At 64.4% G+C, this 11,420-nt stretch carries 8 protein-coding genes; 6 read left to right on the top strand and 2 right to left on the bottom strand.

Translation table 11 applies throughout. From position 1 onward, the window contains the following. The first annotated feature begins 49 nt into the window (after positions 1-49). Together aceE and aceF are read left to right on the top strand one after the other, a co-directional pair. Complete coding sequence (gene aceE / locus N5C28_RS14440) at positions 50-2,695, top strand: pyruvate dehydrogenase (acetyl-transferring), homodimeric type (protein ID WP_279823306.1); 2,646 nt, start codon at positions 50-52, stop codon at positions 2,693-2,695. A gap of 11 nt (positions 2,696-2,706) precedes the next feature. Next, the gene (gene aceF, locus N5C28_RS14435; protein WP_279823304.1) at positions 2,707-4,686 is read left to right on the top strand and encodes a dihydrolipoyllysine-residue acetyltransferase; all 1,980 of its coding nucleotides are present in this window, start codon (positions 2,707-2,709) and stop codon (positions 4,684-4,686) included. 113 nt (positions 4,687-4,799) lie between these two features. On the opposite strand, the gene N5C28_RS14430 is transcribed toward aceF, so the two are convergent. Continuing rightward, positions 4,800-5,330 (bottom strand): hypothetical protein, encoded by a 531-nt coding sequence (locus tag N5C28_RS14430; RefSeq protein ID WP_279823302.1) that lies wholly within the window; start codon positions 5,328-5,330, stop codon positions 4,800-4,802. A gap of 77 nt (positions 5,331-5,407) precedes the next feature. On the opposite strand from N5C28_RS14430, the gene N5C28_RS14425 reads away from it, so the two are divergent. The 4 genes from N5C28_RS14425 to N5C28_RS14410 all read left to right on the top strand — a co-directional run bounded on the left by N5C28_RS14425 (position 5,408) and on the right by N5C28_RS14410 (position 10,448). Next, positions 5,408-8,104 (top strand): EAL domain-containing protein, encoded by a 2,697-nt coding sequence (locus N5C28_RS14425; protein ID WP_279823299.1) that lies wholly within the window; start codon positions 5,408-5,410, stop codon positions 8,102-8,104. Between the two features lie 93 nt (positions 8,105-8,197). Beyond that, positions 8,198-8,845, top strand: a complete 648-nt coding sequence (gene msrA / locus N5C28_RS14420) for a peptide-methionine (S)-S-oxide reductase MsrA (RefSeq protein ID WP_279823298.1) — start codon at positions 8,198-8,200, stop codon at positions 8,843-8,845. Between the two features lie 46 nt (positions 8,846-8,891). Continuing rightward, positions 8,892-9,089 carry a putative motility protein gene (locus N5C28_RS14415; protein ID WP_279823297.1) on the top strand — a complete coding sequence of 66 codons (198 nt, stop codon included), beginning with the start codon at positions 8,892-8,894 and terminating at the stop codon, positions 9,087-9,089. Positions 9,090-9,188: 99 nt separating this feature from the next. Further along, entirely contained in the window at positions 9,189-10,448 is a 1,260-nt protein-coding gene (locus tag N5C28_RS14410; protein WP_279823296.1) for an HD-GYP domain-containing protein, read from the top strand. Positions 10,449-10,453: 5 nt separating this feature from the next. Here N5C28_RS14410 and rlmJ read toward each other — a convergent pair whose 3' ends face one another. Then, the gene (rlmJ, locus tag N5C28_RS14405; RefSeq protein ID WP_279823295.1) at positions 10,454-11,305 is read right to left on the bottom strand and encodes a 23S rRNA (adenine(2030)-N(6))-methyltransferase RlmJ; all 852 of its coding nucleotides are present in this window, start codon (positions 11,303-11,305) and stop codon (positions 10,454-10,456) included. Positions 11,306-11,420 lie beyond the last annotated feature (115 nt).

Raw genomic sequence — 11,420 nt, 5'->3', positions numbered from 1 at the left:
ACGCACCCTGGCCTCCGATTCTGGAAGCCTTTCCGCCCTGGAGCAAGCCATGCAAGACCTCGATCCCGTCGAAACCCAGGAATGGCTGGACGCCCTTGAGTCCGTTCTCGACAAGGAAGGCGAAGACCGCGCGCATTACCTGATGACCCGCATGGGCGAGCTGGCCACCCGCAGTGGTTCCCAGTTGCCTTATGCGATCACCACGCCTTACCGCAACACCATTCCAGTCACCCACGAAGCACGCATGCCTGGCGACCTGTTCATGGAACGCCGCATTCGCTCGCTGGTTCGCTGGAACGCACTGGCCATGGTCATGCGCACCAACCTGCAGGACCCGGACCTGGGCGGCCACATCTCCAGCTTCGCCTCCTCGGCCACCCTGTACGACATCGGCTTCAACTATTTCTTCCAGGCCCCGACCGACGAGCACGGCGGCGACCTGATCTACTTCCAGGGCCACGCCTCGCCAGGCGTCTACGCCCGCGCCTTCATGGAAGGCCGCATCAGCGAAGACCAGATGAAGAACTTCCGCCAGGAAGTCGATGGCAAGGGCCTGTCGTCCTACCCGCACCCATGGCTGATGCCGGACTTCTGGCAGTTCCCGACCGTTTCCATGGGTTTGGGCCCGATCCAGGCGATTTACCAGGCACGCTTCATGAAGTACCTGGAAGCCCGTGGCTTCATCCAGCCAGGCAAGCAGAAAGTCTGGTGTTTCATGGGCGACGGCGAGTGCGACGAGCCGGAATCCCTGGGTGCCATCTCCCTGGCCGGCCGCGAGAAGCTGGATAACCTGATCTTCGTCATCAACTGCAACCTGCAGCGCCTCGACGGCCCGGTTCGCGGCAACGGCAAGATCATCCAGGAACTCGAAGGCGTGTTCCGTGGCGGTGGCTGGAACGTCAACAAAGTGGTCTGGGGCCGTTTCTGGGACCCGCTGCTGGCCAAGGACACCGACGGTATCCTGCAACGCCGCATGGACGAAGTCATCGACGGCGAGTACCAGAACTACAAGGCCAAAGACGGCGCGTTCGTGCGTGAGCACTTCTTCAACACGCCCGAACTCAAGGCCATGGTCGCCGACCTGTCCGACGACGAGATCTGGAAGCTCAACCGTGGCGGCCACGACCCGTACAAGGTCTATGCGGCCTACCACCAGGCGGTCAACCACAAGGACCAGCCGACCGTCATCCTGGCCAAGACCATCAAGGGTTATGGCACTGGTGCCGGCGAAGCGAAGAACACCGCGCACAACACCAAGAAGGTCGATGTCGAGAGCCTGAAGTTGTTCCGCGACCGCTTCGACATTCCGGTCAAGGACGACGAGCTGGAAAACCTGCCGTTCTTCAAGCCGGAAGAAGGCAGTGCCGAGTACAAGTACCTGCACGAGCGCCGCAAGGCCCTGGGTGGTTTCGTACCGCAGCGTCGCCAGAAGAGCTTCAGCATCCCGACGCCGCCGCTGGACACCCTCAAGGCCATCCTCGACGGCTCCGGCGATCGCGAAATCTCCACCACCATGGCCTTCGTGCGCATCCTCGCGCAACTGGTCAAGGAAAAGGACCTGGGCCAGCGCATCGTTCCGATCATTCCGGACGAAGCCCGTACCTTCGGTATGGAAGGCATGTTCCGCCAGCTCGGCATCTACTCCTCGGTGGGCCAGCTGTACGAGCCGGTCGATAAAGACCAGGTGATGTTCTACAAAGAGGACAAGAAGGGTCAGATCCTCGAAGAAGGCATCAACGAAGCCGGCGCCATGAGCTCCTTCATCGCCGCGGGTACTGCCTATTCCAACCACAACCAGCCGATGCTGCCGTTCTACATCTTCTACTCGATGTTCGGCTTCCAGCGTATCGGTGACCTGGCCTGGGCCGCTGGCGACAGCCGCACCCGTGGCTTCCTGATCGGCGGTACCGCCGGCCGTACCACCCTCAACGGTGAAGGCCTGCAGCACGAAGACGGCCACAGCCACATGATGGCAGCGACCATCCCGAACTGCCGCACCTACGACCCGACCTACGGCTATGAGCTCGCGGTGGTCATCCGCGAAGGCATTCGCCAGATGGCCGAAGAGCAGCAGGACGTCTTCTACTACATCACCGTGATGAACGAGTCGTACCAGCAGCCCGCCATGCCGGCCGGTGTCGAGGAAGGCATCATCAAGGGCATGTACCTGCTCGAGGAAGACAAGAAGGAAGCGGCGCACCACGTCCAGCTGATGGGCTCCGGCACCATCCTGCGCGAGGTCCGCGAAGCGGCCAAGATCCTTCGTGAGCAGTTCAATGTCGGCGCCGACGTCTGGAGCGTTACCAGCTTCAACGAATTGCGTCGCGATGGCCTCGCCGTGGAACGCAGCAACCGTCTGCACCCGGGCCAGAAGCCGCAGAAGACCTATGTCGAAGAATGCCTGGGCGGCCGCAAGGGCCCGGTCATTGCCTCCACCGACTACATGAAGCTGTTCGCCGAGCAGATTCGTCAGTGGGTTCCGAGCAAGGAATTCAAAGTCCTGGGCACCGACGGCTTCGGCCGCAGCGACAGCCGCAAGAAGCTGCGTCACTTCTTCGAAGTCGACCGTCACTTCATCGTGCTGGCCGCCCTGGAAGCCCTTGCCGACCGTGGCGACATCGAACCCAAGGTAGTGGCCGAGGCCATCACCAAGTTCGGTATCGACCCGGAAAAACGTAACCCACTGGACTGCTAAGGAGCGAAGCGATGAGTGAATTGATTCGCGTACCCGACCTCGGCGGTGAAGGCGAGGTTATCGAACTGCTGGTCAAGGTCGGCGACCGTGTCGAAGCCGACCAGAGCGTACTGACCCTGGAGTCCGACAAGGCCTCCATGGAAGTCCCCTCGCCCAAGGCCGGCGTGGTGAAAGAACTTAAGGTCAAGATCGGCGATCGCCTGAAAGAAGGCGACGAACTGCTGGTGCTGGAGGTCGAAGGTGCTGCCGAAACAGCTCCTGCGCCCCAGGCCGCCGCGCCTGCCGAAGCACCGAAAGCTTCTGCGGCTCCGGCCGCGGCAGCTGCTGCGCCGGCTGCCAGCAGCGTGCAGGACGTGCACGTGCCGGACATCGGCACCGACGGCAAGGTCAAGGTCATCGAAGTCATGGTCAAGGTGGGTGACACCGTCGAGGCCGATCAGTCGCTGATCACCCTGGAGTCCGACAAGGCCTCCATGGAAATCCCCTCGCCGGCTGCCGGCGTGGTGGAAGAAGTCGTGGTCAAGCTGGACGATGAAATCGGCACCGGCGATCTGATCATCAAGCTCAAGACCGCTGGCGCCGCACCGGCTGCAGCGCCTGCCCAGGCGGCTGCCCCTGCCCAACCTGCCGCCCAGGCCGCCGCACCGGCTCCCGCCGCTGCGCCGACCGGCAGCAGCGTGCAGGACGTCCGCGTGCCGGACATCGGCACCGACAGCAAGGTCAAGGTCATCGAAGTCATGGTCAAGGTGGGTGACACCATCGAAGCCGACCAATCGTTGATCACCCTGGAATCCGACAAGGCCTCCATGGAAATCCCGTCGCCGGCTGCCGGCGTGGTGGAAGAAGTCGTGGTCAAGCTGGACGATGAAATCGGCACCGGCGACCTGGTCATCAAGCTCAAGGTGGCGGGGGCCGGCCAACCGGCTGCTGCGCCAGCACCAGCTCCTGCCAGCCAGGAAGTACACCGCGTACCGGAAGGCGCCGCACCGCAAGTGGCTGCTGAAGTGCGCGCCATCGCCTCGCTGTCGGCCGCTGCCGCCGCCGGCTCCGTAGCGCCCAAGCGCGACGGTGCCAAGGTGCATGCCGGCCCGGCCGTGCGCCAGCTGGCCCGCGAGTTCGGCGTCGAGCTGACCGCCGTACCGGGTACCGGTCCGAAAGGCCGCATCCTCAAGGAAGACGTGCAGGTCTACGTCAAGGCCATGATGCAGAAGGCCAAGGAAGCCCCGGCTGCTGCAGCGGGCGCGACCGGCGGCGCCGGCATTCCGCCGATCCCGACCGTGGACTTCAGCAAGTTCGGTGAAGTGGAAGAAGTGCCGATGACCCGCCTGATGCAGGTCGGCGCTGCCAACCTGCACCGCAGCTGGCTCAACGTGCCCCACGTGACGCAGTTCGATTCGGCTGACATCACCGAGCTGGAAGCCTTCCGCGTCGCGCAGAAAGCCGTGGCCGAGAAAGCCGGCGTCAAGCTGACTGTCCTGCCGCTGCTGCTGAAAGCCTGCGCCTACCTGCTCAAGGAACTGCCGGACTTCAACAGTTCGCTGGCCCCGAGCGGCAAGGCGGTGATCCGCAAGAAATACGTGCACATCGGCTTCGCCGTCGACACCCCGGATGGCCTGCTGGTACCGGTCATCAAGAACGTCGACCAGAAGAGCCTGCTGCAACTGGCTGCCGAAGCCGCTGCACTGGCTGAAAAAGCCCGCACCAAGAAGCTCTCGGCTGACGACATGCAGGGCGCCTGCTTCACCATCTCCAGCCTCGGTCACATTGGCGGCACCGGCTTCACGCCGATCGTCAACGCGCCGGAAGTGGCGATCCTCGGTGTCAGCAAGGCCACCATCCAGCCCGTCTGGGACGGCAAGGCCTTCCAGCCGAAGCTGATGCTGCCGCTGTCGCTGTCCTACGATCACCGCGTGATCAACGGGGCTGCTGCCGCACGCTTCACCAAGCGCCTGGGCGATGTCCTGACCGACATCCGCACGATGCTGCTGTAACACCCGCTTAGACTTTCGAGCACGCCACGCTCGTATCCTCAACCCCGCCCCAGTTGGCGGGGTTTTTTTTGCGCAGAATCCGGCGGACGGGACGGGAGGGTGTACGAAGGGCCTCAGCCCTTCTGCAGGTTGCGGATCAGAAAGCTCAGGGCCTTGGCCAGCTCGGCGGCGCCCTTGTGGTCACGCACGATGCTCAGCAGCGGGCGGTCATCGACGGGGTTGTGCAGCACGCAGCTGATGCCGGCCTGCGGGCAGTCGTAGCGGATGAACGGGTCGACGCCGAACAGCTCGACACGCTGGTTGCGCACGGCGATGTCGGTGCCTTTCTCGCCCCGCACTTCCTCGCGCAGAAGCAACTCCCCGGGGGCGCCGAGGCGCAGCTGGTAGAAGAGGTCCTGGCGCTGGGCCTGGCCGACCTGGTAGCCGGCGCGCAGGGCGTAGTTTTTCAGCAGGTCGTTGCTGTGCGCGAGCAGCGCCTGACGCTCGTCCTGGGTCAGGTACAACTGCTTGATTTCACGCAAATAATCGGCCTGCTCGGCGCTGCTCAGGCCACTGTCGGTCTCGTTCGCATGCAGCGGCATCGACAGCACGCCACACCCCAGCAACACGGCGGAAATTAGTTTTCTTGTCAGTCGCAATTGCATGATGCACCCTTACGGAACGCTATAGTGAAGTGGGCCCGGTTTTCGCCGCGGTCAGCATACTGGAAGCCAGCCATCCAATGAAAAGCCATCCCGATGCCGCAAGCCGTCTAGCGGCCGAGGTTGTGACGCAGTTGCCAGTGCCCTCGCGGCTCGGCATGCTGCGTTTCGAGCGGCTGAATGAAGCCAGTTGGACGCTGCTGTTTCTCGACCCTGCCTGCGAACGCCACATCGGCCTGCCCGCCAGCGACCTGTGTGCCCTGATCGACGCCCCCTACGCCAGCCTGATGGAGCCCGAAGCGCGCTATCGGCTGCACGACGCCATCCAGCAACAGCTGTCGCAACGCACCCACTACCTGGTGCATTACGTCCTGCACACGCCGAACGGCCCCCTGACCCTCATGGAGACTGGCGAGGCCTTCAAGCAGCGTGGGCGCCACCTGCTGCGCGGCTACCTGCTGGTGGCCGATGCCCTGACCCTGCCAGGCGAGGCGTCTCCTCAGGACCTCCTGCCGGTGAACAACCCGCAGCTGCAGCATTCCCTGGAGCTGTACCAGCGCAGCCAGACGGAACACCAGCAGCACCAGCTGCGCATCCGCGCCCAGCAGGGCTTGATCATGCGATTGGCCCGGCACCGCTACAACGGCAGCGACCCGCTGCGTGAAGCGGCAGAACTGATCACCCAGGCGGCCTGCGAAACCTACGACGTGGCGCGGGCCGGTATCTGGAACATCAACGACTGCGTGCTCGAACCCGTGGCCCTGTACCGCCACGAAACCGGCGTGCACGAACAAGCCCAGTCCATCGACGCCAGCCGCTACCCGAACTACCTGCATGCCCTGCAGGGCGGTCGCTCGCTCGACGCCCACGACGCACAGTTCGACGCCCGTACCCGTGAACTGAACGAGCAGTACCTCAAGCCCATGGGCATCAGTGCGATGCTCGACGCGAGTATTCGTATAGGCGGGGAAGTGGTCGGCGTGCTGTGCCTCGAACACACGGGTGGTCCCCGGGTCTGGCAGCCGGACGAAATCGCCTTTGCCGGCGAGCTGGCCGACCAGTACGCCCAGGTGCTGATCAACCAGCAACGGCGCCACGCCACCAGCGCCCTGCACCTGTTCCAGCGCGCCGTCGAGCAGAGCGCCAGCGCCTTCATCCTGCTCGACCGCGACGGCCTGGTGGAGTACGTCAACCCGAGCTTCACCGCCATCACCCAATACAGCGCCGATGAAGTGCAGGGGCGCCGCCTGTCGGAACTGCCGGCCCTGGAGAACCTCAGCGACCTGCTGTTCGACTCCGCCTCCAGCCTGTCCGACCACAACAGCTGGCAGGGCGAGTTCAAGAGCCGGCGCAAGAACCTGGAGCCGTACTGGAGCCACCTGTCGCTGTCCAAGGTGCATGCCGACGACGGCAGCCTGACCCACTACATCGGCATCTACGAAGACATCACCGAAGACAAGCACTCGCAGCAGCGCATCGAGCGCCTGGCCTACAGCGACAACCTGACCGGCCTGGGTAACCGCTACGCCTTCATCCGCGCCCTGGAAAACCGCTTCACCCACAGCAGCGGCAAACCGGCGAGCCTGCTGCTGGTCGACATCGACAACTTCAAGCGGATCAACGACAGCCTCGGCCACCAGACCGGCGACAAGCTGCTGATCAGCCTGGCCCGGCGCCTGCGCAACAGCCTGACCCCGAGCGGCATCCTCGCGCGCTTCGCCAGCAACGAATTCGCCATTCTCCTGGAAGGCACCAACGCCGAGGGTGGCCAGCGCATCGCCCAGCAAGTGCTGCACACCTTGGACAAGCCGCTGTTCGTCGACAACCAGTTGATCAGCATCACCGGCTCGGTCGGCCTGGCCTGCGCCCCGGAGCACGGCGACGACCCGCAGACGCTGATGAAGCACGCGGGCCTGGCGCTGCACAAGGCCAAGGCCAACGGCAAGCACCAACTGCAGGTGTTCACCGAAGCCCTGAATGCCGAAGCCAACTACAAGCTGTTCGTCGAGAGCAACCTGCGCCGCGCCCTGACCCAGAACGAGCTGGAAGTCTTCTACCAGCCCAAGCTGTGCCTGAAGACCGGCCAACTGCTCGGACTGGAAGCCCTGCTGCGCTGGCAGCACCCGGAAAAGGGCATGATCCGCCCCGACCAGTTCATCAGTGTCGCGGAAGAAACCGGCCTGATCATCCCCATTGGCAAATGGGTGGTGCGCCAGGCCTGCCGCATGAGCAAGCAGCTGGAAGCCATCGGCCTGGGTAGCCTGCAGGTGGCGATCAACCTGTCGCCCAAGCAGTTCTCCGATCCGGACCTGGTCGGCTCGATCGCCTCGATCCTGCAGGAGGAACAACTCAATCCGTCGCTGCTGGAACTGGAGCTGACGGAAAGCCTGCTGCTGGAAGCCACCGATGACACCCGGCACCAGCTCAGCCGCCTCAAGAGCCTGGGTCTGACCCTGGCGATGGACGACTTCGGGACGGGCTATTCGTCGCTCAGCTACCTGAAAAAATTCCCCATCGACGTGATCAAGATCGACCGCAGCTTCATCAAGGACATCCCGGAAAACCAGGACGACAAGGAAATCACCTCGGCGGTCATCGCCATGGCGCACAACCTCAAGCTCAAGGTCGTCGCCGAGGGCATCGAAACCGCGGCCCAGTTGAGTTTCCTGCGGCGCCAGCAATGCGATATCGGCCAGGGCTACCTGTTCGACCGCCCGATCGCCGGCCGCGAGCTGATGGACAGCCTCAAGCGCTATCCGTGCCGCCCACAGACCTGATCAGGGTGTACTATCGGAGGCCTGTCGAGGTCTCCGCTACGCATCGCCCTGCCACCGGATGCCCCACCAATGAACATGCTGAGGAAATGGCTCATGGCCCTGCGTTCAGAAATCCTGGTCAACAAAACCGAACTGCCCACCGCCGAGCAGGCGCTGCCCGGTCGCGACACCCCGCTGCCGGTGCCGGAAGCCCACTACGTCAACGGCAACCCACTGCAGGGCCCGTTCCCGGCCGGGATGCAGCAGGCAGTGTTCGGCCTGGGTTGCTTCTGGGGCGCCGAGCGACGCTTCTGGCAGCAGCCCGGCGTCTGGACCACAGCGGTCGGCTATGCCGGCGGTTTCACCCCCAATCCGACCTACGAAGAAACCTGCTCCGGCCTGACCGGCCACACCGAAGTCGTGCTGGTGGTGTTCGACCCGCAGCAGACCAGCTACGAAGCCCTGCTCAAGGTGTTCTGGGAAGCGCACAACCCGACCCAGGGCATGCGCCAGGGCAACGACATCGGCAGCCAGTACCGCTCCACGATCTACTGCCAGAATGCCGAACAGCTCGCTGCCGCCCGCGCCAGCCAGGCGCAGTTCCAGGCTGAGCTGGACAAGGCCGGCCTGGGCGCCATCACCACCGAAATCAGCGAAGCGCCGCCCTTCTACTACGCCGAGGCCTACCACCAGCAGTACCTGGCGAAAAACCCCGGCGGCTATTGCGGGCTCGGCGGAACAGGCGTATGCCTACCCGCCTGAGCCCATTCACTACCCGCCGGGCTGATGCCGGCAGGAGAGCGTCACCATGGAACTGAGCAGCCTGACCAGTCAGGTATCGAGCCAGGCCTCTGCGCAAATTTCTGCGCAGATGTCACTCCTGCTCCTGCGCAAGACCCTGGAGCTGCAAGCCTCCAGCATCACCGGCATGGTCCAGGCGGCGACACCGGCCAGCGTGCCGAGCAACCCGCCGCACCTGGGCAACAGCATCGACGTCATGGCGTGACCGGCGCCCCATAAAAGGGGCGCCTTGCGCGAACATTCTCCTCTGCCGCTTCGGGGCGCTAGACTGCAAGGCAAAGAGCCAGCAGCGCACGAGCCCGGCATGCCCACGAACACCGCCTACATATCCCCCGACCAACTCTGTGTCGGCCTCTACATCCAACTGGAGCTGGGCTGGTGGGAGCACGACTTCACCTTCAGCAATTTCAAGATCAAGGATGAGGGCCAGATCCAGGCCCTGCGGGCGCTGCGCCTGAAGCGTGTGCGCTACGACCCGTCGCGCAGCGATTGCGAACCCCTGCCCCTGACGCCGGTCGACGCACCCCAGGCGCCGGCCGAGCCCGAGCCGCCGGTCGATCCGGAAAGCGAAGCCCGCCAGCACCGCAGCGTACAGCTGCAGGCCCTGCGCAAACGCCTGGCGGAAGTGGACCGCCGCTTCCTGCAGGCCAGCCAGCAAGTGAAGGCGCTCAACCAGACCCTGCGCAGCCGCCCCGAAGAAGCCATGCAGCAGGCCGGTGTCATCGTCGGCGCCATGGTCGAGACGCTGCTCGGCTCGCCCGGCGTGGTGCTGCACAGCATCACCGGCAAGGCTGCCGAAGACAGTTACTACCACGCGCTGAACGTCACGGTCCTGGCGCTGCTGCTCGGCCGCCAGCTGGGGCTCGACAGCGAGGACTGCCACGTCCTGGGCCTCGGCGCGCTGCTGCATGACATCGGCAAGATGGAGGTGCCGAGCAAGGTGCTGCTCAAGACCGAGCCGCTGACCCGCCCCGAGCAGCAGCTACTGCACATGCACACCGATTTCGGCCTGAAAATGGGCCATCGCCTGATGCTCGATGACGAGGTGCTGCGCATCCTCCACGAGCACCATGAACACTGCGACGGCAGCGGCTACCCGCGCGGCCTGCGCGAGTCAGGCATCGGCCGGCTGAGCAAGCTGGTGGCCATCGCCAACCAGTTCGACAACCTGTGCAACCCGCTGGACCCGCGCCAGGCGCTCAGCCCGCACGAGGCCCTGGCCCTGATGTTCAAGCAGCAGCGTGCGCATTTCGATGAGGTGGCGCTGAAGGCCTTCATCCGCGCCATGGGGGTGTACCCACCGGGCAGCCTGGTGCAACTGGACGATGACCGCCATGGCATGGTGCTGGGCGCCAACCCGGCCCAGCCGATGAAACCGACGCTGATCCTCTACGACGCCAAGGTGCCCAAGCAGGAGGCGCTGATCCTCGACCTGGAGAAAGAACCCGGCGTCACCATCGCCCGCAGCCTGCGCCCGTCACAGGTGCCGCGAGAGGTGCTGGAATACCTCAGCCCGCGGCAGAACCTGAGTTATCACATCGAACCGACCAACGGCCGGAGCTGAGCGACTCAGGCGCCGGCCGGCTTTTCCTCGATCAGCCAGTCCAGGCGGAACGAGCCCTGGCTTTGCGCCAGGCGCGCCGACAGCCACGGCAATAGCTGGCGCAGTTCATCCTCCAGGCCCCATGGCGGGTTGCTGATCACCAGGCCGGAGCCAGCCAGGCGGCTGGCGTCGTCCGGCGCGTGCACGAACAGCTCGACCCGCAGCAATTTGGGCGCGGCCGAACGGCTGAGATCCTGGTAGAAACGCTTGAGCTGGCGCTCGTCCTTGATCGGGTACCAGATCGCCACGATCGCCTGGCGCATGCGGCCGATGGCCTCGTTCAGCGACTCGACACAGCGGATGTGTTCGTCGGCCTTTTCGAACGGCGGGTCGATCAGCAGCAGCACGCGCTTTTCGCGGGTCGGCAGCAGCGCCCGGGCGATGTGCCAGCCCTCGCCCAGGTGCACCGCCACGCGGCGGTCACCGGCCATGTTTTCCTTGAGCAGGCGCCCATCTTCCGGGTGCTTCTCGTTGAGGTGCAGGCGGTCCTGCTCGCGGCTCAACAAGCGCGCCAGTTCGGGCGAACCGGGGTAATGGCGCAGCACGCCATCCGGGTTCATCGCCCGCAGCACCTCGAGGTAATCGACCAGCGGATCGGGCAGGTCTTCGGCCTGCCACAGGCGGGCGATGCCATCGACCCATTCCTCGGTGCGGCTGGCCTGGTCGCCGGCCAGGTCGTACAAGCCGACACCGGCGTGGCTGTCGAGGTAGGCGAACGGCGCCTCCTTGCGCGACAGCAGGGCGATCAGGCGGCACAGGATCAGGTGTTTGAGCACATCGGCATGGTTGCCGGCGTGAAAGGCGTGACGGTAGTTCATGGGCAATCCTCGGACAGGCGCGAATTGTAGCCTGTCTGCTCACACAAGAAGCAGCGCACAGTTCTACTGCTTTATCACGCCTGTGGATGATGCTAGGCGGCCTTCATTCACAGAC

Origin of the sequence: Pseudomonas sp. GD03944, from assembly GCF_029839275.1 — a bacterium.
Lineage (GTDB): Bacteria > Pseudomonadota > Gammaproteobacteria > Pseudomonadales > Pseudomonadaceae > Aquipseudomonas.
This window is presented reverse-complemented; position numbering and strand designations above follow the sequence as displayed.

Bases quoted from the DNA above. Each gene is read 5' to 3' on its own strand.
- msrA (WP_279823298.1), top strand. From the start codon at position 8,198: ATGGCCCTGCGTTCAGAAATCCTGGTCAACAAAACCGAACTGCCCACC.
- N5C28_RS14425 (WP_279823299.1), top strand. From the start codon at position 5,408: ATGAAAAGCCATCCCGATGCCGCAAGCCGTCTAGCGGCCGAGGTTGTG.
- aceE (WP_279823306.1), top strand. From the start codon at position 50: ATGCAAGACCTCGATCCCGTCGAAACCCAGGAATGGCTGGACGCCCTT.
- N5C28_RS14410 (WP_279823296.1), top strand. From the start codon at position 9,189: ATGCCCACGAACACCGCCTACATATCCCCCGACCAACTCTGTGTCGGC.
- rlmJ (WP_279823295.1), bottom strand. From the start codon at position 11,305: ATGAACTACCGTCACGCCTTTCACGCCGGCAACCATGCCGATGTGCTC.
- N5C28_RS14415 (WP_279823297.1), top strand. From the start codon at position 8,892: ATGGAACTGAGCAGCCTGACCAGTCAGGTATCGAGCCAGGCCTCTGCG.
- aceF (WP_279823304.1), top strand. From the start codon at position 2,707: ATGAGTGAATTGATTCGCGTACCCGACCTCGGCGGTGAAGGCGAGGTT.
- N5C28_RS14430 (WP_279823302.1), bottom strand. From the start codon at position 5,330: ATGCAATTGCGACTGACAAGAAAACTAATTTCCGCCGTGTTGCTGGGG.